Origin of the sequence: Micromonospora sp. WMMD735 (assembly GCF_049178995.1) — a bacterium.
Classification (GTDB): Bacteria; Actinomycetota; Actinomycetes; order Mycobacteriales; family Micromonosporaceae; genus Micromonospora; species Micromonospora wenchangensis.
Genome location: NZ_JBMHMJ010000002.1, coordinates 1 through 26,157, shown reverse-complemented (window position 1 = coordinate 26,157; position 26,157 = coordinate 1). Strand labels below are relative to the sequence as shown.

Here is a 26,157-nt window from a genome sequence, read left to right as displayed (position 1 = left end):
GGCCGTGACCCACCGGGCGGCGTACGACGTGCCGGGCGGCTCAGCGCTGCCAGACGCGGACGTAGTCGACCCGGAAGTCGGCCGGGAAGCGGGTGGCCGCGTCGGGGTCGCCCAGCCAGCCGCCGACCTGGAAGTTCAGCCGCAGGTTGAACGGCTTGTTGAACGCCTCGTCGAACCACGGGGTGGTGCTGCGGTCCCGCTGCCAGACCTGGCGGCCGTCGATGTACCAGCGGATCACCCCCGGCTCCCACTCGGTGGTGTACGTGTGGAAGCCGTCACCCGGGTAGCCGGTCGGGAAGTCCCACCGCTGGTCCTGCTTGACCGGCGTGTAGTCGTAGAAGATCGCCTGGGTGGCGGCCCCGTGCAGGGACGACCCGCCGGGCAGCTCCACCACGTCGATCTCGCCCTTGCCACCGTCGTCGGGACGCAGCCAGAACGCCGGCCAGAGCCCCTTGGAGTCGGTAGGCCCGTTGGGCGACTTGGCCCGCATCTCGAACCGGCCGTACGTGAACGACGCCTTGCCGATGGTGTCCAGGTAGCTCTGGGTGTACTGCCGGGTCTGCGAGCTGCACACCGCGGTCTCCCGCTGGGCGCGCAGGGTCAGCACCCCGTCGGCGACGAAGGTGTTGTCCGGGTCGTCGACGTTACAGCCCTTGTCGATGTCGCGGCCCTCGTTGTCGCGCAGGTTCCACCGCTTGAGGTCGACCGTGGGCCCGGTGAACTCGTCGGACCAGACCAGCCGCCAGCCGGGCACGTCGGTGCCGGGGCGCACGGTCGGCGTCGGGCGTGGGGTGGCCGTGGTCGGCGCGGGCGGGCTGACCGTCCGCGTCGGCTTCGGCGACGGTGACGGCGACGTCCGCGTCGGCGACGGGGCGGCGGTGGTCGGTGCCGCCGTGGTGGCCGGCGGCCGGGTCGGCGTCCGGTCGCCGCGCTGGTAGGTCAGCACCAGGCTCGGTCGGATGGCGGCCTTGGCGTTCTCCCGCGAGGCCCAGTAGATCCGGGTGTTCCAGTTCTCCTGGGTCAACGCGAAGGTGACCGGACCGTTGCCCGTGACGGCGGCGGAGACGTCCCACTCGTTGTAGCCCTGGGCGACCCGGTCGACGGCCGAGAGCACCGGGCCCAGAGTGGGTCGGTAGGCCCATTGGCCGGCGCCGACGGCGGTGCCCTGGGCGGCGTGGGCCCGCACCCGGGAGGAGAACTGCTGCCACGCGTACACCCGCAGCGACGCCTTGACGTCGACCGCGTCGGCGGGCAGGCCCCGCACCTGGAACTCCAGCACCGCGTCGCGCCGGCCGTTGCGGTTGCCGTCGCACAACTGCGGGCAGCTGGCCAGGGTGGTCTTGATCCCGTTGTCGCCGTCCTGCGGCACCTGGGTGACAGTGGTGTCCGCGACGGCGGAGAGTGTGATCGGTGGCACCTCGGCGGCGATCAACGGCATCATCGTGGCCGTGATGCCGCCGACTGCGGTGACGCTCAGGACACTGAGGACGACCGCCTTGCGTCGACCGCTGATGGCCGGAAGTGCGCGGTGGATTCCGTGCCGGCTCAAGGAACACTCCCCGGGTGGGCGACGATTACCGGCAGCAGCGTATCCACCACGGCTGGATATGGCAGGTCGGAAATCAGAGTGGCGACACGACTTAACCAAAGAATAAGGGAACAGGGGTTGCTTTTCGGCAGGCCAGCAAACGAATGCCGCTTCGGCGAGGTTACGCCTGATTGACCGGAAAGTCGGCGATGCGGTGACGACCGGCCGCCGGTGGGTCAGCCGCGGGCCGCCGCCAACGCCGCCCGCATCGCGTCCACCGGTGCCGGCACCCCGGTGAACTGGGAGAACTGGCCGACGGCCTGGGCCAGCAGCAGATCCAGCCCGGAGACCACCCGCCGGCCGGCGGCCTGCGCCGAGGCCGCCAGCGGGGTCGGCCACGGGTCGTACAGGGCGTCGAAGAGCACCGTGGACGGTCCCCAGTCGACCCCGGTCGCGACCGGGTCGGCCACCCCCTTGGGCACGGTGGAGACGACCAGGTCGGCGCGGGTGTGCGCGACGGCGTCGGACCAGGCGGCCGACACCAGCTCCACCCCGACCGCCGACGCCACCGGCCGCAACTGCGCCACCGCCTCCGCGCGCCGGGCCACCACGGTCACCTCGGTCGCGCCGAGCCGGGCGGCGGCGGCCAGGGCGGCACGGGCGGTGCCGCCGGCGCCGAGCACCGTCACCGTGGCACCGGGGCGTACCCCGGCCCCGGTCAGCACGTCCACCATGCCGGTGACGTCGGTGTTGTCGGCGTACCACGAGCCGTCGGGACGACGGACCAGCGTGTTGGCCGCGCCGACGGCGGCGGCGACCGGCGACGCGGTGGCGGCCACCGCGAGCGCCGCCTCCTTGCCCGGCATCGTCACCGACAGCCCGGCCCACTCCGGGCCCAGGCCGGTGACCAGCGCCGGCAGCTCCTGCGCCCCGCACTCGATCCGGGTGTACGACCAGCCGTCGAGCCCGGCGGCGACGTAACCCGCGTTGTGGATCACCGGGGAGAGGGAGTGCGCGATCGGCTTGCCGAGCACCGCCGCCCTCACCGGCAGTTCTCGCCGCTCAGCACGCCGTTGGTGCACATCTTGCGTTGCAGCTCGCGGAAGTCGGCGTCGGTGGTGCCGTAGCCCATGGTGCCCTTCTTGTCGATGGTCATGAAGTAGACCCAGGTGCCGTTGGGCGGGCTCATCGCCCCCTTGAGGGCGTCCTCGCCGGGGTTGCTGATCGGGGTGATGGTCAGGCCGTCCGCGCCGTGCGTCCGGTACGGGTTCCTCGGGTCGTTCAGCTCGGACTGCTTGAGGATGTCGGAATCCTTCGGGTTCTTGCCCTGCAACCGCAGCCAGTAGTTGATCGCGCTGTCGATCTCCAGGCACTTGCAGTGGTAGCGGTCGGTGTAGACCCGGTTGTAGATCACCCGGGCCACCTTCGGCATGTCCTCGTGGTTGACCGACTCGGCCTGCGCGATCGACGCGGTGATCAACGCCTCGTACGGCGAGATGCCCCGGTCGGCCTCGACCGTCTCGACGAACTTCATCTCCCCGGTCACGTCGAGGAACTTGTCCACCATCAGCGACAGGATCTGCGGGGCGGTCGCCTTCGGCGGCAGCTCGTAGGTGGCCGGGAAGAGGAAGCCCTCCAGGCTGCGCGGCCCCTTCTTGCCGTCCTTGCGGTTGAACCAGAACTCCGGCACGCCCAACTTGACCGGGTCCTTCGCGGCGGCCTTGAACTCGGCGACCGGAATCTTGGTCTCCTTGGCCAGCAGGTCGTAGATGGCCAGCGTGATCATGCCCTCGGGAATGGTGACCCCGTTGACCACCCGGCTCTTCGGGTCCAGCAGCAGGGCGAGCGCGTCGGTGGCGCGCATCTCCTTCTTGACCTTGTACCGGCCGACCTGGATGTTCTTGCTGAGCGCGTTGTCGTCGGCCGCTTCGACGAAGGCCTTGGTGCTCTTGACCACACCGGCGTCGTAGAGGGAGTTGCCGATGTCCGTGGCGGTGTCGCCCTGCTTGACGTCGACCAGCGCCTCACCGGTGCCCGGCCCGTCGAAGTCCGGGGTGATGAAGTGGTTACGGATCCGGTCGAAGCCGTAGAAGGCCCCGCCGCCGATGCCACCCAGCAGCACCAGGGCCATGAACAGGGCGAAGATGGTCTTTCCGAGCCCGCCGCCCGACTTGCGGCCACCCGACGTGCCGTTACGCCGGTTGACGAAGCCGCGCCGGTGCCGGCCCTTCTCCCCCCTCTCCTGCTCGTCGAACCCGAGGTCCAGATCGTCGATCATTCCGTCCGCCTCCGCTGCGCTTCCAGCCAGCTCTGCAGGATCTCGACCGCGGCGGCCTGATCCACCACCGCACGTTGGCGCTTTCCCCGGACGCCACGCTCGGCAAGCCTACGAGACGCGACGACAGTTGACATCCTCTCGTCGGTGAGGGTCACCGGAACCGGGGCGATCACCTCGGTCAACCGGCCCGCGTACGCCAACACGTGCTGGGCGGCCGGGCCGTGCCGACCGGCCAGGTTGACCGGCAGGCCGACGACGACCTCGACGGCCTCGTGCTCGACGACCAGCTGCTTGAGCTGGGCGAGATCGCTGGGCACCGCGTCCGGTCCGGTGGTCAGGTCCCGGGCCAGGGTGACCAGCGGAGTGGCCAGGATGCCGTGCGGGTCGGACCGGGCCACCCCCACCCGGACCTGCCCCACGTCGACGCCCAACCGGACCCCACGGGACGACTCACTCACGGATGGTCACCCTCCCCGGTGACGAGCCAGGGCGGACCAGCTCGGGTCCGCCCTGGCTCGGGTGCTGTTCCGTCACGCGTCGGCGATCGCCTTCTCGACCGTGAGCAGCAGGTTCGGCGCCTCGGCGGCGGGCAGGCCACCGCCCTGCGCCACGTCCGGGCTGCCGCCGCCACGCCCGGAGAAGGCTGCCTTGACCAGGTCGTTCGCCGCCAGGCCACGCCCACGGGCCGCCGCGTTCACGGCCACCACCAGGGATGCCTTGCCGTTCGATCGGGCCGCCACCGCCACCACGGCCGGCCGCGCCGGATCGATCTTGCCGCGGATCTCCTGGGCCAGGGTCCGCACGTCGTTGCCGGCCGCGCCCTCCGGCGCCTCGGTGCCGACGTACGCCACCCCCCGGACGTCCTTCGCCTGCCCGGCCAGCGCCGCCGCCCCGCCCAGCACCAGCTGGGCGCGGAGCTTCTCCAGCTCCTTCTCGGCGTCACGCAGCTGGGTGACGGTCTGCTCCACCCGGTCGGCGACCTGCTCACCGGGCACCCGGAACAGCTCCGCCAGCCGGGACACCAGCAGGTGCTCGCGGGCCAGGAAGCCGAACGCGTCCATCCCGACCAGCGCCTCGATCCGGCGGACCCCGGAACCGACCGACGCCTCGGAGAGGATCTTCACCAGGCCGAGCTGGGCCGACCGGGCCACGTGGGTGCCGCCGCACAGCTCCCGGGCGTAGTCGCCGACCTCGACGACCCGGACCCGCTCGCCGTACTTCTCGCCGAACAGCGCCATCGCGCCGATCCGCCGCGCCTCCTGCTGGGTGGTGATGAAGGCGTTGACCTCCAGATCCGCCAGCAGCACCTCGTTGACCTGCTGCTCCACGTCGTGCAGCACGCTCGGCGACACTCCGGTCGGGGTGTTGAAGTCGAAGCGCAGCCGGCCCGGCGCGTTCAACGAACCCGCCTGGGTCGCCGACTCACCGAGGAAGTTCCGCATCGTCTGGTGCACCAGGTGGGTCGCCGTGTGCGACCGGGAGATCGCCCGGCGGCGGGTCACGTCGATCTCGGCGTAACCGGTCTCACCGGCCCGCACCTCGCCCCGGACCACCTTCGCCCGGTGCACGATCAGCCCCGGCACCGGCTGCTGCACGTCGAAGACCTCGACCTGGCCGGCACCGACCGTGATCAGCCCCTGGTCGGGCTGCTGACCGCCGCCCTCGGCATAGAACGGGGTGGTGTCGAGCACCAGCTCGACCGTCTCCCCCTCGACCGCCGCGCCCACCGTCGCGCCACCGCGCAGCAGCGCCCGCACCCGGGACTCCCGCTGCAACTCGGTGTAGCCGGTGAACTCCACCTCACCGCCGTCGTCGCGCACCGACCGGTACGCCGACACGTCGGTGTGCCCCGTCTTGCGGGCCTGCGCGTCGGCCTTCGCCCGGCTGCGCTGGTCGGCCATCAGCCGACGGAAGCCCTCCGCGTCGACCTGCAGGCCCTGCTCGGCCGCGATCTCCAGGGTCAGGTCGATCGGGAAGCCGTACGTGTCGTGCAGCTGGAACGCCTTCTCCCCCGACAGCGCCGGCTTCCCCGCCGACCGGGTTTCCGCGATCGCCGTGTCCAGGATCGTCGTGCCCGCCCGAAGCGTCGACAGGAACGCGTCCTCCTCGGCGTACGCGTACTGGGAGATCCGGTCGAACTCCTGCGAAAGCTCCGGGTACGACGGGGACATGCAGTCCCGGGCCACCGGCAGCAGCTCCGGCAACGCCCGATCCTGCCAGCCCAGCAACCGCACCGCCCGGATCGCCCGCCGCATGATCCGGCGCAGCACGTAGCCGCGCCCCTCGTTGCTCGGGGTCACCCCGTCGCCGATCAGCATCAGCGCGGTCCGTACGTGGTCGGCGACCACCCGCAGCCGTACGTCGTCCGGGTGCGACTCGCTCGCCACGTGCCCGGAGTGCGCGCCGTACCGCTTGCCGGTCAGCTCCGCCGCCCGGTCCAGGATCGGCCGCACCTCGTCGATCTCGTAGAGGTTGTCGACGCCCTGCAGGATCGAGGCCATCCGCTCCAGGCCCATGCCGGTGTCGATGTTCTGCGCCGGCAGGTCGCCCAGGATCGGGAAGTCCTCCTTCCCGCTGCCCGGACCCCGCTCGTACTGCATGAAGACCAGATTCCAGAACTCCATGTAGCGGTCCTCGTCGACCGCCGGGCCGCCCTCGCGGCCGTACTCCGGACCCCGGTCGTAGAACAGCTCCGAGCACGGGCCGCACGGGCCGGGAATGCCCATCGACCAGAAGTTGTCCGCCTTGCCCCGGCGCACGATCCGCTCGGCCGGCACCCCCACCGAGCGCCAGATCTCGAACGCCTCGTCGTCGTCGAGGTAGACCGTCGGCCAGACCCGCTCCCCGTCCAGCCCGTAACCGCCCTCGGCGACCGGCTTGGTGACCAGGTCCCAGGCCAGCGGGATCGCCCCGGCCTTGAAGTAGTCACCGAAGGAGAAGTTGCCGTTCATCTGGAAGAACGTGCCGTGCCGGCTGGTCTTGCCGACCTCGTCGATGTCCGGCGTGCGCAGGCACTTCTGCACGCTCACCGCCCGCCGGTACGCCGGGGTCTGCTGCCCCAGGAAGTACGGGACGAACTGCACCATGCCGGCGTTGACGAACAGCAGGTTCGGATCGCTGATGGCGGGCAGCGGAGCGGACGGCACCACGGTGTGCCCGTTCGCCTCGAAGTGGGCGAGGTACCGCCGCTTGATCTCCGCCGTCTTCATCGCTGGGGTTCCTCCGGAAAGATCTCTCGGTCACCGATGCGCGGGTCCTCCCGCAGCTCGGCGAACTGGTCGTCGAACGCCTCACCGCGGGCGAACGCCTCGTGGATCTCCTGCTCGCGCTCGGCCATCCCGATCCGTACGTCCTCCACGAAGTTACGCAGCGACTCGACCAGACCGCCAGCGGATTCGGACAGCCCACTGGCGATGCCCGCCGGGGTGTACGCCTGGGCCGTCCGGGTGGCCTTGCGGACCACCACCACGCCCACGGCCAGCCCGATACCGAGCCAGAAAAGTCGCCTCATGTCCCTATCCTCCTGTGCGCCGCCGGCCCGGGGTCAGCGGTTGCCGCGCCGGGCGGCCCGACGCTGCTGCTTGATGGTGTCGCGCACCTCACGCTCGGTCTCCGCGGTCCGCCGCGCCGACGCGGCCCGGCGGACGCCGTACCCGAAGGCCGCCACCTTCACCAGCGGGTTCGCCGCGGCGGCCGAGACGACGGTGGCCAGGTTCGCCACGTTGGCGGTGACGTTCTGCGCGTGGCTCGTCATCGTGTCGACCTTGGCGAGCTGGAGGTTCACCCCGTCGAGGGAGGTCTGCACCTGCTCCAGGGCGACGTTGACGTTCTTCACCGTGGTGTTCACGTCCCCCAGCAGCGGAGCGGTCTGCTCGTTGAGGTCGTTGATCATCCGGGTCGTCGCGTCCACGGTGTGCCGCAGCCGCAGGATCGGCACCGCCAGCACGAGCACCAGCATCAGGAACGCGCCGGCCGCGATCAGCGCAGCGATCTGTCCACCATCCACGCAAGTCCTCCTCAAGCAGGGTTCCGGGGCCCGACGCCCCGGAACACGCGACCCGGATCCCCGCCGTCGCGGCGTGACCCCGCACGGGGTCATCGGGAGCAGGCGGGCCTGCCAGCCCCAGACCCTACCGTCCGTGATGGAAACCGGCTCAGGATGGTGAGCGTGTCAGATCGCCGAGCGGATCATCGGTAATCGTCGGGAACGGGTCCTCACCGGTCAGTGACGGGTCGGTGCTCGGCTGTGGCCGGGTCCGCTCGTCGTCGATCGCGTTACGGACCTTCACCGAGACCAACGAGCCGGTGCACTCCCCCGCCGCGGGGGGGACCGGGGTGGCCGGCGGCACCGCCGGGTCACCGCTCGCCTGTGGTGCCGCGCAGGTCGGCTCCCGCACCCACAGGTCGAGGGTCAACTCGTCGCGCCGCCAGCAGGTGTAGCTGCCCTTGGCCGGCTGCTCCGGGCAGCGGGTGACCTCCCACCGCCGCCAGCCCTCCGTCCGCAGGGCCTGCTCGTAGACCCGGGCGGTCTCCTCCGGTGCCCGGTCGGACTCCACGGTGCGCTCCCGCAGCCGGCAGTCCTGCAGGCACCAGCGGCTGCCGCTGACGTTGTCCACCGTCTTCGCCGTCGCCCAGCCGGGCACACCCAACTCGTCGAGGGTGTCGAAGACCGGGTCCCGGCTCAACGTCCGCATCGCGAAATAGAGCGGGAGCGCCCCGAGGAGCACCACGCTGACCAGCACCAGGACTCCCAGCCGCAGCCGACGCCGCTCCCCCGACCGGCGTCGCGGCTCGGTGCCGGTCGGCGCGTCGGAATCGACGCCGGACGCGTCGCCCCCGCTGGCGGGGCGCAACGACCCACCGGCCGGACCGTCGGCATCGGACCGAGCCTCCTGCGGGGAGGTCACCCGGGCCACACCCGGCCCGTCGACCCGGCCGGCGGCGGGTGGCACGGCGGCGGAACCCGCCGCCTCCGCCCGGTCGGCGGGACGCACCGGCGGAGCCGCCCGACCGACGGACTCCTCCGGCCGTACGCCCGGCGCGGTGGCCCGGGCCACCGCCGCCGCCGCGACGACCCCGCCCGCACCGGCGGGCCGGGGGGTGGCATCGGCAGCGGGTCCGGGCCGCCGGTCCCCCTCCGGTCCCGCCACCCGACGCGGGTCGTCGGCGGGTACGGGCGGACGCGCGGTGCCGGTGGCGGGGCCGCCCGGACGCGCGGTGCCGGTGGCCGGACCGGCCGGGCCGTCCACCCGCGCGGTACCGGCGGCCGGGCCGGCCGGACGTGCCACCCCGGCGGCCGGACGCGCGGTACCGGTGACCGGGATGTCCGGACGTGCCACCCCGGTGGCCGGACGCGCGGTGCCGGTGACCGGGGTGTCCGGGCGGGCGGTGCCGCGCGACGGTGCGCCGGGGCGCGGGGCCCGGGGATCGGGCTCGCCGAGCCGCGGGCCGCCCGGGCCCGGGACATCGGGGCGGGGGGCGCCACCGGAGGGCCCGGTCGGGTGGGGGGCGTTCGGGACCGGGACACCGACCCGGGGAGCGCCGGAGGTGGGTGCCGCGACGGCCGCGTCCGGACCGGTGGCACCGGCCGGGCGGGCCACCGGTGGGGACGCCACCGCACGCGGGCCGTCGGCGACCGGCGCGACGCCGGGCACCGGCACGGCCGCAGTGGCACCGGTCCGGGGCCCGCCGGACGGGGTGCCCCGGACGCCGGGGAAGCCGGGGCCGTCAGGACCGCCGGGGCCGTGGGCGCGCGGGCCACCCGGCACCGGCGCGCTGCCGGGCACCGGAGCCGGGCCACCGGCCCGGGGGTCGGGGACCGCCCCGGCGGCACCGGGACGCGGACCCCGGGTCGGCTCCGGTGACGGACCGGGACCGGGACCGGCGTGGGTGCCCCGGGCGGGACGGTCGGGCCCCTGCGGCCCCCGGCCGGGGGCCGCCTCGGGCGGGCTCGGCCGGGCCGTCGCCCGGGTCGGGCCGGGCTGGTCGGGCCGGTCGGTCGGTCGGGTCGGGCCGGGCTGGTCGGGCCAGGACGGCCCGGCGGGGACGCCGGTCGTCTCCGGGCCACCCCGACGGGTCGGGGCGGCCGGGGTGGCCGCCGCCGACGGGTCCGGCCGGCCGGGCGGCGGGGTCGACCGGTTCAGCACCCGCAGGGCGGGGTCGGTGTGCGAGGTGCGCCCGGCCTGACGCAGCCATTCGGCCGGGCGCTCCGGACGCTCGCCTCGGTGTCGGTCGCCCGGCACCGGCGGGACCGTCGGCTGGCCGGCCGTCCCGCCCTCGTCGGACCGGCTCCGCCGGCCCGGTGCCTCGTCGGTGTCCGGACGGGCCCGGGAACCGGGGGCGTCGGTGCCGACCGGGTGCCGCCATCCGCCCGACGGCTCCTCGTCGTCGGGGCGGGCCCGACGACCCGCGGGTGCGTCGCCGGCCGGCTCGGGGCGGTGCACGGCCGGCTCGGGGCGGTGCACGGCCGGCTCGTCGTCGGGGCGGGCCCGTCGGCCGGGCGGTGCGGCGACGTCGGTGGGCGGGCGGCGACGCCCGTTGTCGTCCCGGGCGGCCGCACCGGGCCGACCCGCGACGGAGGGGGCGGCCGGCGCACCCGGCGCGGCGTCCGGCAGCGGTGGCGCGTTGCCGCTCAGCGGCACCAGCGGCTGGTCCGGCTCGGCCGCGCGTCGGCGGCCACCCCGCTCGGCGGCCGGCCGGTCCGCGGGCTCCCGGCCCGCGCCGGTCGCCGCGACGGCGGGCCGGCCCGGTGCACCGGGTGCGGTCGTCTCGGGACGCGGGCCCACCGGTGCCACGGCGGCGGCCCGTGGGCCACCGACCGACGGGTCCGGCAGCAGTCCGGCACCGGCCGGGGCACCCGCCCCGGCCCGGGGGGCACCGCCCGGGTCGACGCCGACGGAGGCGGAACCCTGGCCGGACCTGGCCGGCTCGACCGGTACCGCCGCCCGGCGACCTCTCGGCCGGTCGTCCGGCACCGTCCGGCGGCTGCGCAGGGACGGCTCGGCGGGGGCCGCGACGCCGGGCCGGTTCTCGGGGACCGCCCGGCCGGCCGGTGGCCCGGCTGCCGGGCCACCGGGGGTCGCGACGCCGGGGGCCGTACCGCCGGGGCCGGCCCAGCCGACCGGAGGTGCCTGAACCGGCGGAGGTGACTGACCGGGCGGGGGCGCCTGACCCGACGGGGACGCCTGACCGGGCGGGGGCACCGCCCGGCCGGGCCCGGTGCCGGGGACCGACGCACTGCCGGGGGCCGGGACGGCGGCCCGGACCGGGCCGGTACCACCGGTGGTGGGGTCGGGGCGGGACGCCTCCTCGGGCCGCTGCGGGCCCGGCCGGCCGGGCGGTGCCGGGTCCGGCCACGGCCCCGCGCCCGAACGAGGACGCTGCTCGGAGGTCGCGGGCCGGCCCGGCCCACGGACCGGCGGGGCAGCCGGGGCGGCGGGGTGCGGCGGACGGGCGACACCGGGGGCCGTCGGCTCCCGGCGCGGGCCCGGTTGACCGGGGAACGGGGCTGCCGGGGGCCCGGACTGCGGCCGGACGCCCGGCGGTGCCGGCTCCGGCCCGGTCCCGGCAGGTGTCGGGTGCGGTCGGGGGTCCGGCTGCGCGGGCCGGGGGGCGGCGGGGTCGGGGCGGAGCACCGGCTGACCGACGCGCGGCGCGACCGGCCCGGGCTGCGGCGCGACCGGCCCTCGGCCGACGGGCGGCGCGGCCGGGCCACGCACGGGCGGAACCGGGCCGCCGTCCGGGCCGAGTTCGGTGCGCTGCTGTTTCGCCGTACGCAGGTCGTCGATCCAGCCGAAATCCTCGCCGGCCGGCTCGGGCGGGGTCTCGTCGCCGCCCCGCCCCCGACCCCACCGACGTCCCTTGGCGCGAGGTTCACGCCGCTCGTCGGGTCCGTCCTGCGGTTGCTCCCCACCTCGCGATGTCACTGCCGAACCTCCCCGGCGGCGTCGCCGCCGTCCTCGTCCGCCCCATCGGCGTGCCCCGTGCCCGACGGGTGCCGGCCGTTGACCACCGGCACCGGACCGTCGGGGCGCGTCGCCGGGGCGGACAGCCCCCGGACGATCCGGCGCAGCAGGGGCAGCCGGGCGGCCACCGACCGCTCGGCCCCGTGCCCGCTGGGCCGGTAGTAGTCGGTCCCGACGAGGTCGTCGGGAGCGTACTGCTGGGTGACCACCCCGCGCTGGTCGTCGTGCGGGTAGCGGTAACCCGTGCCGTGCCCGAGCCCCCGGGCGCCGGCGTAGTGCGCGTCGCGCAGCCCACGCGGCACCGCGCCGCCCCGGCCGGCCCGCACGTCGGCCATCGCCGCGCCGAGGGCGGTGGTCGCCGAGTTGGACTTCGGCGCGGTCGCCAGGTGGATCACCGCCTGCGCCAGGTTGAGCTGGGCCTCGGGCAGGCCGACGTACTCCACCGCGTGTGCGGCGGCGGTCGCCACGCTCAGCGCCGACGGGTCGGCCATGCCGACGTCCTCGCTGGCGAAGATGACCAGACGCCGGGCGACGAACCGGGCGTCCTCCCCGGCGACCAGCATCCGGGCCAGCCAGTGCAGCGCGGCGTCGACGTCCGAGCCGCGCATGCTTTTGATGAAGGCGCTGGTCACGTCGTAGTGGGCGTCGCCGTCGCGGTCGTAGCGCACGGCCGCCACGTCCACCGCCTGCTCGGTGGTGGCCAGGTCGATCCGGTCGACGCCGAGCGCGGTCGCCGAGGCCGCCGCCGCCTCCAGCGCGGTCAACGCCTTGCGGACGTCGCCGCCGGCCAGGCGTACCAGGTGGTCCTCGGCATCGGCGGCCAGGGTGAGCGTGCCGGCGAGGCCGCGCGGGTCGGTCACCGCGCGGCGCAGCAACGCGCGCACGGCGTCGTCGTCGAGCGGCTGGAGGGTGAGCAGTACGCACCGGGACAGCAGCGGCGAGATGACGGAGAAGTACGGGTTCTCGGTGGTCGCCGCGAGCAGGGTGACCGTGCGGTCCTCGACGGCGGCGAGCAGCGAATCCTGCTGGGTCTTGCTGAACCGGTGCACCTCGTCGATGAAGAGCACGGTCTGCGGGCCGCCGGAGCGGCGCTGGCGGCGGGCGGTCTCGATGACGGCCCGGACGTCCTTGACCCCGGCGGTCAGCGCCGACATGGCCACGAACCGGCGGTCGGTGGCCCGGGCCACCAGGTGGGCGATGGTGGTCTTGCCACTGCCCGGCGGGCCCCAGAGGATGACCGACAGCGCCGCGCCGCCGCCGACGAGCTGCCGCAGCGGGGCCCCGGGGGCGAGGAGGTGTTCCTGGCCGACCAACTCGTCGATGCTCGCGGGTCGCATCCGCACCGGCAGCGGGGCGTCCTGCCCGACGGAGGCGAAGTCGTCGACGCCGACGGAGCCCGCGGGGGCGCTGGGCGCCGCGGCGGGTGCACCGAGGGAGAAGAGGGCGTCGGAATCCATCAGGAAGACAGTACCGGGCGCGGCCCACGACGCCGGAATCGCGCCGTGGGCCGCGCCCGTTCTGATCTGTTGCGGTCAGCCGCGGCCCGGCCGACGGCCCCGGTACCACCGGCCGCCGCCACCGCCGCGCGGGCCGCTGCCGACGCCGGCCAGGTAGAGCGAGAGCAGCAGCAGGCCGATCAGGACCAGGGTGTTCCAGTTGAACAGGTCGGGGGCACCGAAGTTGGTGTTGAGCAGGTCCAGCAGGAGCGCGAAGCCGAACACGACGGCCGCGAGGATGGCGAGCATGGTTATGTCCTCCGGTAGGGGGTCCCAGTAGGTCGGCCCGGATGTACCCAAACGGTCGACTCGTCAATCTCCATCGTGGAGATCGGCGTCGCCGGGGCGTCCCGCCCGGCCGGGTTCTAGGCTGCTTGCATGATCGACACCGACCGGGAACTCGCCGGCCGGGCGGCCGTCCTCGCCGCCACCGACCACCACCCGTTCGTCCGGCACGCGCTGCGGCTCGACGACGCGCCCCGCGCCTGGGCCCGCGACGGCGCGGTGGCCTGGGTGCTCCCGACGGCGGGCAACGACCTGGCCGGCGGCGTGGTCGGCCCGGTCGACGCGGCGGTGGGGCTGGTCGCGGCGCTGGTCGCCGACGGGGTCGTCCGCCCGGGGCAGTACCTGCAGCTACCCCGGGCCGACCGGGAGCTGCTGGTCGACCGGTTCGCGGCGACCCGGGTCGACGACTGGGATTTCCTCTGGACCACCGCCGCCCCACCCCGGCAAGCCGGGCAGGAGCGGGTGGTCAGCCTCGGTCGGGCGGACCACCCGGCGCTGGCGGCGCTGATCGACGACGCCTTCCCCACCTCCTCGTCACGCCCGCAGGACCCGACGGTCACCGGCTGGTACGGCATCTGGGACGCCGACCGCCTGGTCGCCTGCGGTGCGGACCGCAGTCGCGGCGACATCGGCTTCCTCGCCGGGCTCACCGTGGCCCGTGACCGGCGGGGACGGGGGCTGGGCGCGGCGCTGACCGCCGGGATGACCCGGGCCCTGCTCGCCCGGTACGACCACGTCGCGCTCGGCGTCTACGCCGACAACCTGGCCGCGCTGCGGCTCTATCGTCGGCTCGGCTTCACCGGCACGCTACGGCGCAGCTCGGTGTGGCTCGGCTGAGGCCGCCGCGCCGACCGGTGGGACGGCCCCGGCCGGTTCGGATCCGGCTGCGGGCCCGACCGGTTCGGCCCCGGCCGGTTCGGCCCCGGCCGGTTCGGCCCCGGCCGGTTCGGCCCCGGCCGGTTCGGCCCCGGTTCCGGCCGGACCGGTCGCCGGCCCGGCTCCTTCGGGCGTGGCCGGGGTGGCCCGGCGGCCGGCCCACCAGGCGGGCAGGTAGAGCGGAGCGGCCGCCGCCAGCGCGACCGCGCCGACCACCATCGCGGTGCCGACCCCGGAACGGTCGGCCAGGGCGGTGAGCAGCACCGCGCCGAGGGCGAACCCCGGTTGTCCCATCATCGAGTTCAGCGAGATGACGCTGGTCCGGTAGGGCCCGTCGACCTGCCGGTGCAGCAGCCCCAGGTGCAGTGGGTTGGATGCGCCGTGCACGGCGTAGCAGGCCAGGTAGGCGACCAGCACCCCGGCGGGCCCGGCGAGCAGCCCCATGCCGAGCACGGTGACGCCCTGCAGGATCCGCAGCAGCCCGGCGGCGGGGGCGGCGCCGAGCCAGCGCAGCAGCAGCGGGGTGGCCGCCGCGCCGGCCGCCGAGACCAGCCAGGCCGCCGAGTTCGCCGGACCGAGCATGGCCGCCGCCCGCTCGGGGTCGCCGACCACGTCGGCGAGCCGGATCGGCAGCAGCGACTCGAAGGTGACCATGCCGAAGCCCCAGAACAACTCCACCGACACCAGGGCCAGCAGCACCCGGGAGCGGCGTAGCAGGCCGACGGCCTGCCCGACCATCCGGGGCGCCGCCACGACCGAGGCACGCAGCGCGCCGGCACCCCGGGCGGGGCCGGTCTCGACCAGCAGGATCAGCAGGACGACCAGGGCGACGGCCTGGAGGGCGGCGGCGACCAGCACCGGCACGGTCAGGGCGCTCACCGGCCCGACCGGTCCGAGCGCGATGAGGCCGCCGGCGAGCAGCGCGCCACCGGCGATGGTGATGCCCGCGACGGTGCCGGCGAAGCCGAGGCCGGGCTCGTAGTCGGCGTCGCGGTCGGCGGCCAGGGTGGACTCGACGTACCAGGAGTCGAGCGGGCCGCTGTCGAGTGCCCGGTAGACCCCCTGCAGGGCCCAGACCAGGAAGAACAGCGCGAACGAGTCCGCCACCGCGAAGAGCCCGAGCGACAGCAGGCTCACCGCCCAGGCGGTGACCAGGACCACCCGGCTGCCGAGCGCGTCGGCCAGGCCACCGGTGGGCAGTTCCAGCGCCAGCACGACCAGACCCTGGGCGGTGGAGACCAGGCCGATCTGGGACAGCGTCAGGCCGCGTTCCTGCATCAGCAGGATCATCACCGGGATGGTCAGGCCGGTGGGCAGCCACCGCAGGCCGTAGAGGGTCAGGTAGCGCAACCGGACCTGGCGTACGGTCAGCGCGCTCATCGGGGCCCCTCCGGCAGCGGGTAGGCGGCCAGGAACACCTGCACCGGGCGGGCCTGCGGATCGGCGGGCGCGTGTTCCGCCTCGTGGTGGTACCGCTCCAGCACCTGCCACACCTCCGCCGTGAGCGCCTCGAGCCGGTCCGGTGCGACGGTCAGGAAGATGTCGCTCATGCCGATCGCGTCCCGCCACGCGGGGGTCGCCTCGTGCTGGGTGGCGAACCAGCGTTCGGCGTGCTCGACGAGCAGGCGCACCTGGTCACCCTGGATCCACTCGATCGCGGCCCGCGCGTCGGGGTCGTCGTCGAAGTCGGTCGGCTCCCAGTTGGTGACCTCGTGGGCCGCCTGCCACCAGCGCTGCCGGCCGGTCCCCCGGTCGTGGTCTTCGGTGACCAGCCCGACCTCGGCGAGCTGCCGCAGGTGGTAGCTGGTGGCACCGGTGTTGGTGCCGAGCACTTCCGCCAGGGTGGTGGCGGTGGCGGGCCCCTGCACCCGCAGTGCGCCGAGCAGCCGCATCCGCAGCGGGTGCGCCAGCACCCGTACCTGCCGCTTGTCGATCCGCACCTCACGCGGCGCGGGTCGGGGGGTGGGTCCGTCGTTCGCCATAACCGCACAATACCTGTGCACAGTTTATGTGCACAACTCTTGTGCACATAAACTGTGCGTCAGCGGGTCTGCGGCGGGTCGGAGGGCCGGCCGGGCGTGGGGCCGGCCGGGCGTGGGGCCGGCCGGGCGTGGGGCCGGCCGGGCGTGGGGCCGGCCGGGACATCGGGTTGGGCAGGGTGGGCGGGGTCAGCCGGCGAGGAGTTCGGCGACGCCGCGCAGTCGGGTCCGGAGCAGACCGGCCGCGCGGGAGGAGTCCAGGCGCACCTGCGTCGGGCGGACCAACCCCGACGACCGCCCGGTGGCGGTCGTCATCCCACCCGGGTCGAGCCCGTCCCGCCGGGCCACCAGCAACCCCAGTTCCGCCCGGCTGACCGCGTCGGGGCCGGCGACGTTGAGCAGCCCGGCGTACGACGACGTGGCCAGCTCCAGCACGGCGCGGGCCAGGTCGGTCACGTCGATCGGGCAGCGCAGCTCGTCGGTGAACAGGACGGCCCGCCCGGCGAGCGCCTCCCGGCAGAGTCGGATCTGCTTGCTGCCCTCCCCCACGATCAGTGAGGTACGCACCAGCACGGCGGACGGGTCGATCGCCCGGACCGCGGTCTCCGCCGCCGCCTTCGCCGCACCGTAGACGTGGATCGGGCTGGGCGGCTCGTCGTCGCCGTAGGGTTCGGGACGTCCACCGTGCAGCGCGTCGCTGGACAGGTGCACCAGCCGCGCCCCCACCTCGGCCGCCGCGTACGCGACGTGGGCCGCCCCGTCGGCGGTGACCGTCCAGTCGTCGGCACGGTACGCGGTCCCGACGACGACGTCCGGGCCCACCTCGGCGACCAGTCGGCGCACCGCGTCCCGATCGGTCACGTCCAGGCGGCGTGTCCCGACGCCCGGCACGGCCACCCGGCCGCCGTGGCAGGTCCCCACCACCGACCACCCGGCAGCGACCCCCGCCGGCACACCTCGCCCCCGAGAAACCCGCTCCCTCCCACCACGAGCATCCGCATCCCACCACTCTCCCGTAACGATCAAGAGGTTTGCGTCACCTCGCCGCGCGATGATGACGCAAACCTCTTGATCAACGATGCCGGGTGGGCCCGGCCGGACGGGACCGGGCTCCGGGTGGGGTGGGTCAGACCGGGTCGGCGACCGGGGCGGCCGGGCCGGCGGTGCCGGTGGACGCGGTGGCGGTGGGCTTGGGCTTGGCGTCGATGCCGGCCTCGGCGCGCTGCTGCCCGGTGATCGGGGTCGGGGCACCGGTCAGCGGGTCGAAGCCGCCCCGGGTCTTCGGGAAGGCGATCACCTCGCGGATCGAGTCGGCCCCGGCCAGCAGCATGCAGACCCGGTCCCAGCCGAACGCGATGCCGCCGTGCGGCGGGGCGCCGTACTTGAACGCCTCCAGCAGGAAGCCGAACTTGTCCTGCGCCTCGGCGGGGGTGATGCCGAGCAGGTCGAAGACCCGCTGCTGCACGTCGCCCCGGTGAATACGGATCGAGCCGCCGCCGATCTCGTTGCCGTTGCAGACGATGTCGTACGCGTACGCCAGCGCCCGGTCCGGGGCCTGCTCGAACCGGTCGACCCAGTCGGCGTTCGGCGAGGTGAACGGGTGGTGCACGGCCGTCCAGCCGCCCTCGTCCGTGCGTTCGAACATCGGCGCGTCGACCACCCAGCAGAACGCCCAGGCGCTCTCGTCGACCAGCTTGGCCCGCTTGGCGATCTCGATCCGGGCCGCGCCGAGCAGTTCCTGCGCCTCCCGGGTGTTGGTGCTGGCGGCGAAGAAGACCGCGTCGCCCGGCTTGGCCCCGACCGCGTCGGCCAGCCCGCCCAGGTGCTCGGCGGAGAGGTTCTTGGCCACCGGGCCGCGTGCCTCGCCGGTCTCGGCGTCCAGCACCACGTACGCCAGGCCCCGCGCGCCGCGCGCCTTGGCCCAGTCCTGCCAGCCGTCCAGCTCCTTGCGGGTCTGCGCCGCCCCACCCGGCATGACCACCGCGCCGACGTAGCCGCCCGCGTCGATCGCGCCGGCGAACACCCGGAAGGCGGTGCCGCGCAGGTAGTCGGTCAGCTCGGTCAGCTCCAGGCCGTAGCGCAGGTCGGGCTTGTCGGAGCCGTACCGGGCCATCGCGTCGTGCCAGGTGATCCGGGGGATCGGCCGGGAGATCTCGTGACCGGCCAGGTCCTTCCAGAGCGCCGCGACGATCGCCTCGCCGAGGTCGATCACGTCGTCCTCGGTGACGAAGGACATCTCGATGTCGAGCTGGGTGAACTCCGGCTGCCGGTCGGCCCGGAAGTCCTCGTCGCGGTAGCAGCGGGCGATCTGGTAGTACCGCTCCATGCCGCCGACCATCAGGAGCTGCTTGAACAGCTGCGGCGACTGCGGCAGCGCGTACCAGCTGCCGGGCTGGAGCCGGACGGGGACCAGGAAGTCGCGGGCGCCCTCGGGGGTGGACCGGGTCAGCGTCGGGGTCTCGATCTCCAGGAAGTCCCGCTCGTGCAGCACGGTGCGGGCGAGCTGGTTGGCCCGCGAGCGCAGCCGCATCGCCTTCGCCGGGCCGCTGCGGCGCAGGTCCAGGTAGCGGTAGCGCAGCCGGATGTCGTCGCCGGCCTCGACCTGGTCGTCCACCGGCAGCGGCAGCGGCGCGGCCTCGGAGAGCACCTCCAGCGCGCTGGCGGTCACCTCGATCTCGCCGGTGGGCAGCTCGGGGTTCTCGTTGCCCTCGGGGCGGCGGGTCACCTCGCCGGTGACCTTAACGCAGAACTCGTTGCGCAGCGCGTGCGCGTCCTCCTCGCGGAACACCACCTGGACCACGCCGGAGCCGTCGCGCAGGTCGACGAAGATGACACCGCCGTGGTCGCGCCGGCGGGCGACCCACCCGGCGAGCGTCACCGTGGTGCCGGCGTCCGTCGCGCGCAGGCTGCCGGCGTCATGGGTACGGATCACGACTTGCGTCTCCTCATCTGCGGTACGGCTGTTCCCCCGCATTGTGTCAGCCGCCCGGTCCGCCCGGTTGCGGGGTGAGCAAGGCCGGCCCGCCCACCGGACGCGCGGAACGGGCCGCCGGTGTCCCGACGGCCCGCTCCCGGGTTGGATCAACCGAGGTGGATCAGATGATGCTGACGCCGTAGACGCTCAGCGGCTCGGTGACCGGCTGGAAGTAGGTGGTGCCACCGCGGGTGCAGTTGCCACTGCCGCCGGAGGTGAGGCCGACCGCACTGCTGCCGCTGAACAGCGAACCGCCGCTGTCGCCCGGCTCGGCGCAGACGTTGGTCCGGATCAGGCCGGAGACCGAGCCCTCGGCGTAGTTCACCGTGGCGTTGATGGCGGTCACCGAGCCGCTCTTGAGGCCGGTGGTGCTGCCGGAGCGCTGCACGCTCTGGCCGACGTACGCGTTGGCGGCACCGGTGACGTCCCGGAAGCTGCCGTTGTAGAGGGACACGTTGCCGGTCGCGTTGGCGGCGTTGCTGTGCCGGACGATGCCGTAGTCGTTGCCCGGGAAGCTGGTGCCGGTACGGGTGCCGAGCACGCTGGTCTGGCCGGAGTTCGAGTACCAGGTCGAGCCGATGTTGGTGCAGTGCCCGGCGGTCAGGAAGAAGGTCTGACCGGCGCTGTTGCGGACGTTGAAGCCGAGCGAGCAGCGCCCGCCGCCGGTGTAGATCGCCTGGCCACCGGAGATCTTGGTGCTGAGCACCCCGGCCTCGGCCTCGACCCGGACGGTGCCACCGGTGCGCGCGGCGGCGGCCTTGACCCGCTCCAGCTTGGCGCCGGTGACGGTGCTGTCGACCGACACGACGACCTGGTTGGTGGCGGCGTCGGTCCACCACGCGGTGCCGGGGATCTTGGCCGACCGCTCCAGCTCGGCGGTGGCGGAGCGGAGCTGCGCCGCGCCCCGGGTGACCAGCTTCGGGACCGCACCGGCGGCGCGGACCTGCTTGGCGGCGGCGGTGTCGGTGACGGTGACGACCATCTTGCCGGCGGCGTCGGCGTAGGTGCCGGCGGCGCGGTCACCGAGACGCTCGGCCAGGCTGGCGGCGGCGTCGGGGGATGCGGGCGAGGCGGGGGCCGCCTGGGCGGGGGCACCCATGAGCGCGCCGGTGACCAGGGTCCCGGCCATGGCGACGGCGGCGGCGTGTCGGAGTGAGGACCTCGTGGGTCGCATGCAACAACCTCCGGAAGGGGGTGACGGGCGGCGTCACGGGGACGCACCCGGGGACAACCCGGCCGACCTGGGGAAACCGGCCGAGTGACTGAAGTATTCACATATTTAAGATCGTTATCAAGACATGCGTTTGCCCGGATTCACCCCACCAGCGGTTATGACGGTCAGGCAACACCATGGACACATCCATGTCAGACCCTCCGCCGACCCGTCCCCGCCTCCACGGACGGTCGGGCGGGCACGGTCACCGCCGCGGGCCCGACGCACGCGGCCGCGCCCCGTCCCCGCGCCCGGTCCCGCAGGCGCCGCCGCCGCTCCCGCCGACGCACCGACCGGGGCCGGCCCGCCCCGGCACCGTCCGGCGAACCCCGGTGACACCGACCCGGCCACGGTCACGATGGCGGGCAATGCCCCGGCCACAGACCAGGACGTCTCGCGCCCGCAGGCCCGGTGGCGACAGGGAACGACCGCCCTCGACACCCGTCACCGCGAGTCACCACCGGTCGACCCCGCCCTACGACGGTTGTCCCCCTTCGCTCTGCCGCCCCCGCCGCGACGGTTACCCGGGCTAGCCGCGCATCAGGGAACCGCCGAACCACACGCCGCAAGAAGCAGCAGCTCGGGACGGCTCCGCTTCGATGTCAGCAGAGCACAGCGCGGAAGGGCAGGAATGCGAGGAAGGCGCATCAGTCACAGCGCGTCACGTCAGTCGATTCATCACCGAGTGTTACCGACGTCGGGGGACGGACGGGGCATCCGGGTCGGCGGCAGACCCGCGACGCGGCGGGGCCGGGAGATCCGTCCCCGACGGCGCGGCACGCCGACGCGCCCGCCGCACGGCACACCCGACGCGCCCACCGCAGGGGACGGCGACGTGGGCGCAACACACACCCGTGACTGCGAGCCGGAGCGGGCAGGCACGGGTGTGGTGAACCGCCGGAGGGGACGATCAGGTCAGGCGCGGGCGGCCAGCTTGGCGGCCCGGGCGTCGCGCTTCTCCTCGAACCGGGACGCGGCCTGCTCCAGGCCGTCCAGGTGGGCGGCGATCCGGTCACGGGCGGCCTCACCCTCGGCGCCCAGGCCGGCGACGTTGAACACGTCCCACTGGCGCAGCACCGGGGCGACCACGTCGTCGCGGTGCTGACGCAGGTCGTAGATGCCGGCCAGGGCGATCGTCACCGACTTGCGGGTGAAGCCCTCGATACCGACGCCGGGCATCTGGAAGTCCTCCAGCACCTCGGCGATCGCCCGCATCGTCTGGTCGGGGGCCACCTCCAGGGCCGCCCCGAGCAGGTTGCGGTAGAAGACCATGTGCAGGTTCTCGTCGGCCGCGACCCGGCTCAGCAGCGCCTCGCAGACCGGGTCCCCGGTGATCCGGCCGGTGTTGCGGTGCGAGATCCGGGTGGCCAACTCCTGGAACGACACGTACGCCAGCGAGCGCAGCATCGACGAGTCGTGCGAGTTGGTGTAACCGGCGGTCATGTGCACCATCCGGGCCCGCTCCAGGGCGACCGGGTCGACCGCCCGGGTCACCGTCAGGTAGTCCCGGATGGCGGTGCCGTGCCGGCCCTCCTCGGCCGTCCACCGACCCACCCAGGTCCCCCACGCCCCGTCCGGTCCGAACAGGCTGGCGATCTGGTGATGGTACGAGGGCAGGTTGTCCTCGGTGAGCAGGTTGACGATCAGCGCCGTACGGGCCACCTCGGGCAGGGTCGAGTCCCCCTCCGACCACGCCTCGCCGCCGAGCGGGCCGTCGAAGGTGCGCCCCTCGCTCCACGGCACGTACTCGTGCGGGAACCACTCCTTGGCCATCGACAGGTGACGGTCGAGGTTCTTGGCGACCACGGGTTCGAGTTCGTGCAGCAGCGCGGTCTGGCTCAGCTCGGTCACAGGGCCCCTCCCTACGGTGGCGTAACTTACGCCACCGTAGGTCCCCGTCGGCGTACGCGCCAGTAACTGAGACTCAGCCGACCAGCGGCTTCAGATCGGCGTGGGGCGGCGTCCACTCGGCCGGTACGGCGTCCACCTGCTCGCCCGAACGGATGTCCTTCACCTGGTGACCCTCGGCACCCGGGAACCACACGTACGGGATGCCGCGCCGCTCGGCGTAGCGGATCTGCTTGCCGAACTTCGCCGCGCTCGGCGACACCTCCGTCGGCACGCCCCGCGAGCGCAGCGCCTCCGCCACGGCGTTGCTGGCCGCCCGCTCCTCCTCCGCCGCGACGGCCACCAGCACGCAGGTCGGCACGCTGCGCGAGATCGACAGCGCCTCGGCACCGAACAGCAGCCCGAGCAGCCGGGTCACCCCGATCGAGATCCCCACCCCCGGGTACGACACGCTCCCGGCGCTGGCCAGGTTGTCGTACCGGCCGCCGGAGCAGATCGAACCGAACCGCTCGTAGCCGACCAGCTGGGTCTCGTAGACCGTGCCGGTGTAGTAGTCCAGACCCCGGGCGATCCGCAGGTCGGCGACGCACAGCCCCGGCGCGTGCGCGGCGGCCGTCTCCACCACCGCGACCAGTTCGGCGACACCCTCGTCGAGCAGCGGATCGCGCACCCCGAGGGCGTGCACCGCGTCGGCGAAGGACGCGTCCGGCGCGGAGATCCCGGCCAGCGCCAGGCAGGCGTCGGCCTGCGCCGCGCTCGCCCCCGCCGTCTCGGCCAGCAGGTCGGCCACCTTCGCCGGGCCGATCTTGTCGAGCTTGTCGACCGCGCGCAGCGCCGCCTCCGGGTCGGTCAGCCCGATGCCCCGGTAGAAACCCTCACAGATCTTGCGGTTGTTGACCTGGATCAGCACCGGCGGGACGGGCAGCGACCGCAGCGCGTCCCCGATCACCAGCGGCATCTCGGCCTCGTAGTGCGCCGGCAGGGTGTCCCGGTCGACGATGTCGATGTCGGCCTGGAGGAACTCCCGGTAGCGCCCCTCCTGCGGGCGCTCGCCCCGCCACACCTTCTGGATCTGGTAGCGGCGGAACGGGAACTGGAGCTTGCCGGCGTTCTCCAGCACGTAGCGGGCGAACGGCACGGTCAGGTCGAAATGCAGCCCGAGCGCGTCGTCACCGGCCGGGCCGTCCGCGTCGGCCTGCAACCGGCGCAGCAGGTAGACCTCCTTCGAGGTCTCCCCCTTACGCAGCAACTGGTCCAGCGGCTCCACCGACCGGGTCTCCAGCGGGGCGAACCCGTACAGCTCGAAGGTGTGCCGGATCCGGTCGAGGACGAACTGCTCGATCATCCGCTGCGAGGTGGTCCACTCCGGGAAACCGGAGATGGGCGTGGGCTTGCTCATGACGTACTCCTTGCGGGTCCGCGCCGGGCGCGGTGGGATCGACAGGTCCGCGTGCGGCGCGGAGGAACGACTAGAGGCCCCGGGTGGGGGCGGCCGGATGTGCGCCGTCCGGGTCGGCCAGGTCGGCGAGGTACGGGTTACGTGCCCGCTCCCGGCCGATGGTGGTCGCCGGGCCGTGGCCGGGCAGCACCACGGTGTCGTCGGCGAGTGGGAGGACCTTCTCCCGCAAGCTGGTCAGCATCCGGGGCATGCTGCCGCCCGGCAGGTCGGTGCGGCCGATCGAGCCGGCGAACAGCACGTCACCGGAGAGGCAGACCTGGTCGGCCTCCCAGGGCGAGCCGGCACCGGGCAGCCGGAACAGCACCGACCCGCCGGTATGGCCGGGCGCGTGGTCGACGGTGATCTCCAGGCCGGCCAGCGCCAGCGTCGCCCCGTCGGTCAGCTCCGCGACGTCGTCGGGCTCGGAGTACGGCAGGCGGCCGCCGAACAGCCCGGCGAGGTCCATCGACAGCGCCTTGGTCGGGTCGGCCAGCAGCTCCCGGTCCTCCGGGTGCACGTACGCGGGGATGCCGCGTGCGCCGCAGACCGGCGCGACGGAGAAGGTGTGGTCGAGGTGGCCGTGGGTGAGCAGCACGGCGGCCGGGTGCAGGCGGTGCTCGGCGAGCACGGCGTCGAGCCGGTCGAGCACCCCGATACCGGGGTCGACCACCACGCACTGCTCCCCCGGCGCGGTCGCCACCACGTAGCAGTTGGTGCCGAAGGCGTCCGCGGGAAAGCCGGCCACGAGCACGTCCGCTCCCCTTCCGTCTCAGTCGTCCGTCTCCTGGGCAGCCTAGTCGTCGGCGCGATCCGATATCCGCGCCCACCCGTACCACGGGCCCCGCACGGCACAGTGACGCACTTTGATAAACCCAGGCCGGCCCTCGTACACCACTTTCACAGCAGGTACCCGTACACTCTGGCGGGCGTGTGGCGTGGCGCACCTGCGGGCACGGCGGGCGCGCACGGCCCGACCGCCGGTGACGACCAGGGTAGAGGAGGGGAGCACGGGTGGCTTCCAGCAGGGACCGGCAGCGCAAGCTCGCGCGGGAGAAGCTCGACCGGCAGTTGGCCCGGCGGGCCGCCGCCGCCCGACGGCGTCGGCAGATCCAGGCCGGGGTCGGTGCGGCAGTGGTGCTGGTGCTGATCGTGGCCGGTGCGGCGTGGGGGCTGGGTGCCTTCGACAGCGACCCCGAGCCGAAGGCCGCCGAGGACGTCTGCCTCTGGACGCCGCAGGACGCCGCCGCCAACACCAACCTCAAGGACGTCGGCACCCCGGCCACCAAGGATCTGCCCACCACCGGGGTACGCACGATGACCATCGACACCGACCAGGGCGGCCCGATCACCGCCGAACTGGATCTCGCCGGGGCCCCCTGCGCCGGGGCGAGCATCGCCCACCTGGCCGGCACGTCGTTCTACGACAACACCAAGTGCCACGAGATCACCACCGAGGGCGCGCTGCGCTGCGGCGACCCGAGCGGCACCGGGCTCGGCGGCCCCAGCTACTCGTTCTACAACGAGAACGTGCCGACCGCACCCGAGGCGAGCCCCTCGGCCAGCCCGCAGCCCGGGCAGCCGCCGACGTACCCCAAGGGCACGGTCGCGATGATCGGCAACCCGCCGGGCGCCAACGGCAGCCAGTTCCTGCTCTTCTTCAAGGACTCCAGCCCGGCCCAGCCCGCGTACCCGATCATCGGCCGGATCACCGGCGGCCTCGACGTGGTCGAGAAGATCGGCGCCCTGCCGACCGTGGACAACGGGGCGGGCGCCAAGGTCAAGCCGAAGACCGACGTGGTGATCCGCAAGCTCACCGTCGGCGAGGCGCAGGCCGCCCCGGCACCGGCGACCGGCTCCCCGGCCGCGTCCCCGGCGGCCAGCCCGAGCGCCGGCTGAGCCGGCCCACAACCCGTACCTGCGGCCCCGCCGCGCCAGAGAAAGCCCAGGAGGAGTGACCGTGACGTCCACGAGAGAGCGGCAGCGCGCGGCGGCGCGGGCCCGACTTGAGCGGGAGATGGCCGAGCGTTCGGCCAAGGCCCGTAAGCGCCGGCAGACGCAGGCGATCGTCGGGGCCGCCGCCATCCTGGTGCTCGTGGTCGCCGGCACCGTCTGGTTGGCGACCAGCCTCGGTGGCGACGACGACGACAGCAAGCAGCAGGCCGCCGGCACCGAGGGCTTCTCGCAGTGCGCCTACACCGAGACGCCGAAGGAGGGCCGGCCGGCCCAGGTCAAGGACGTCGGGCTGCCCCCGAACCAGCAGGCCAACAAGGGCACCCAG

Annotated in this window: 19 protein-coding genes and 2 pseudogenes; 3 read left to right on the top strand and 18 right to left on the bottom strand. The window is 74.1% G+C overall.

Features of this window, described 5'->3' with window-relative positions; genetic code table 11:
- Positions 1 to 40: 40 nt before the first annotated feature.
- From ACN268_RS00485 to ACN268_RS00440, 10 genes are all read right to left on the bottom strand, one after another.
- On the bottom strand, positions 41 to 1,549 hold the full coding sequence (locus ACN268_RS00485; protein ID WP_421481208.1) for a family 16 glycosylhydrolase: 1,509 nt from the start codon (positions 1,547 to 1,549) through the stop codon (positions 41 to 43).
- Between the two features lie 215 nt (positions 1,550 to 1,764).
- Positions 1,765 to 2,574: a shikimate dehydrogenase gene (locus tag ACN268_RS00480; RefSeq protein WP_421481207.1), complete on the bottom strand. Its 810-nt coding sequence runs from the start codon at positions 2,572 to 2,574 to the stop codon at positions 1,765 to 1,767.
- Positions 2,571 to 3,806, bottom strand: coding sequence for an endolytic transglycosylase MltG (gene mltG, locus ACN268_RS00475; RefSeq protein ID WP_421481206.1), 1,236 nt, complete (start codon positions 3,804 to 3,806; stop codon positions 2,571 to 2,573). The genes ACN268_RS00480 and mltG overlap by 4 nt, the downstream gene beginning before the upstream one ends.
- Positions 3,803 to 4,264, bottom strand: a complete 462-nt coding sequence (gene ruvX / locus ACN268_RS00470) for a Holliday junction resolvase RuvX (RefSeq protein ID WP_421481205.1) — start codon at positions 4,262 to 4,264, stop codon at positions 3,803 to 3,805. Before ruvX ends, mltG begins: the two co-directional genes overlap by 4 nt.
- Positions 4,265 to 4,336: 72 nt before the next feature.
- On the bottom strand, positions 4,337 to 7,015 hold the full coding sequence (gene alaS / locus ACN268_RS00465) for an alanine--tRNA ligase (protein WP_421481204.1): 2,679 nt from the start codon (positions 7,013 to 7,015) through the stop codon (positions 4,337 to 4,339).
- Positions 7,012 to 7,317, bottom strand: a complete 306-nt coding sequence (locus ACN268_RS00460) for a hypothetical protein (RefSeq protein WP_204927608.1) — start codon at positions 7,315 to 7,317, stop codon at positions 7,012 to 7,014. Before ACN268_RS00460 ends, alaS begins: the two co-directional genes overlap by 4 nt.
- 33 nt (positions 7,318 to 7,350) lie before the next feature.
- Complete coding sequence (locus tag ACN268_RS00455) at positions 7,351 to 7,812, bottom strand: DUF948 domain-containing protein (protein WP_088647310.1); 462 nt, start codon at positions 7,810 to 7,812, stop codon at positions 7,351 to 7,353.
- 148 nt (positions 7,813 to 7,960) lie between these two features.
- Positions 7,961 to 8,560, bottom strand: a complete 600-nt coding sequence (locus ACN268_RS00450; RefSeq protein WP_421486775.1) for a hypothetical protein — start codon at positions 8,558 to 8,560, stop codon at positions 7,961 to 7,963.
- Positions 8,561 to 11,727: 3,167 nt separating this feature from the next.
- The gene (locus tag ACN268_RS00445) at positions 11,728 to 13,227 is read right to left on the bottom strand and encodes a replication-associated recombination protein A (protein WP_421481203.1); all 1,500 of its coding nucleotides are present in this window, start codon (positions 13,225 to 13,227) and stop codon (positions 11,728 to 11,730) included.
- A 75-nt stretch (positions 13,228 to 13,302) separates the two neighbouring features.
- Positions 13,303 to 13,515 carry a hypothetical protein gene (locus tag ACN268_RS00440; RefSeq protein WP_067307861.1) on the bottom strand — a complete coding sequence of 71 codons (213 nt, stop codon included), beginning with the start codon at positions 13,513 to 13,515 and terminating at the stop codon, positions 13,303 to 13,305.
- Positions 13,516 to 13,644: 129 nt separating this feature from the next.
- Here ACN268_RS00440 and ACN268_RS00435 point away from each other — a divergent pair, with 129 nt between their 5' ends.
- The gene (locus tag ACN268_RS00435) at positions 13,645 to 14,388 is read left to right on the top strand and encodes a GNAT family N-acetyltransferase (RefSeq protein ID WP_421481202.1); all 744 of its coding nucleotides are present in this window, start codon (positions 13,645 to 13,647) and stop codon (positions 14,386 to 14,388) included.
- Here ACN268_RS00435 and ACN268_RS00430 read toward each other — a convergent pair.
- The 8 genes and pseudogenes from ACN268_RS00430 to ACN268_RS00395 all read right to left on the bottom strand — a co-directional run bounded on the left by ACN268_RS00430 (position 14,359) and on the right by ACN268_RS00395 (position 24,630).
- Positions 14,359 to 15,807: an MFS transporter gene (locus ACN268_RS00430; protein ID WP_421481201.1), complete on the bottom strand. Its 1,449-nt coding sequence runs from the start codon at positions 15,805 to 15,807 to the stop codon at positions 14,359 to 14,361. The two genes, ACN268_RS00435 and ACN268_RS00430, sit on opposite strands and share 30 nt — an antisense overlap.
- Positions 15,804 to 16,409 carry an ArsR/SmtB family transcription factor gene (locus ACN268_RS00425; RefSeq protein ID WP_421481200.1) on the bottom strand — a complete coding sequence of 202 codons (606 nt, stop codon included), beginning with the start codon at positions 16,407 to 16,409 and terminating at the stop codon, positions 15,804 to 15,806. The genes ACN268_RS00430 and ACN268_RS00425 overlap by 4 nt, the downstream gene beginning before the upstream one ends.
- A 186-nt stretch (positions 16,410 to 16,595) precedes the next feature.
- Positions 16,596 to 17,407: pseudogene (locus tag ACN268_RS00420) on the bottom strand (SDR family oxidoreductase).
- 125 nt (positions 17,408 to 17,532) lie between these two features.
- On the bottom strand, positions 17,533 to 19,338 hold the full coding sequence (gene aspS / locus ACN268_RS00415) for an aspartate--tRNA ligase (protein ID WP_421481199.1): 1,806 nt from the start codon (positions 19,336 to 19,338) through the stop codon (positions 17,533 to 17,535).
- A gap of 163 nt (positions 19,339 to 19,501) precedes the next feature.
- The gene (locus tag ACN268_RS00410) at positions 19,502 to 20,554 is read right to left on the bottom strand and encodes a S1 family peptidase (protein WP_421481198.1); all 1,053 of its coding nucleotides are present in this window, start codon (positions 20,552 to 20,554) and stop codon (positions 19,502 to 19,504) included.
- A gap of 954 nt (positions 20,555 to 21,508) precedes the next feature.
- Positions 21,509 to 22,444 (bottom strand): acyl-ACP desaturase, encoded by a 936-nt coding sequence (locus ACN268_RS00405; RefSeq protein ID WP_357930721.1) that lies wholly within the window; start codon positions 22,442 to 22,444, stop codon positions 21,509 to 21,511.
- A gap of 73 nt (positions 22,445 to 22,517) precedes the next feature.
- Complete coding sequence (hisS, locus tag ACN268_RS00400) at positions 22,518 to 23,840, bottom strand: histidine--tRNA ligase (RefSeq protein WP_421481197.1); 1,323 nt, start codon at positions 23,838 to 23,840, stop codon at positions 22,518 to 22,520.
- Between the two features lie 70 nt (positions 23,841 to 23,910).
- Positions 23,911 to 24,630, bottom strand: coding sequence for an MBL fold metallo-hydrolase (locus ACN268_RS00395; protein ID WP_421481196.1), 720 nt, complete (start codon positions 24,628 to 24,630; stop codon positions 23,911 to 23,913).
- A 260-nt stretch (positions 24,631 to 24,890) separates the two neighbouring features.
- On the opposite strand from ACN268_RS00395, the gene ACN268_RS00390 reads away from it, so the two are divergent.
- Both ACN268_RS00390 and ACN268_RS00385 read left to right on the top strand, forming a co-directional pair.
- On the top strand, positions 24,891 to 25,775 hold the full coding sequence (locus ACN268_RS00390; protein WP_421481195.1) for a peptidylprolyl isomerase: 885 nt from the start codon (positions 24,891 to 24,893) through the stop codon (positions 25,773 to 25,775).
- Positions 25,776 to 25,836: 61 nt separating this feature from the next.
- Positions 25,837 to 26,157, top strand: a pseudogene (locus tag ACN268_RS00385) (peptidylprolyl isomerase); the annotation flags it as partial.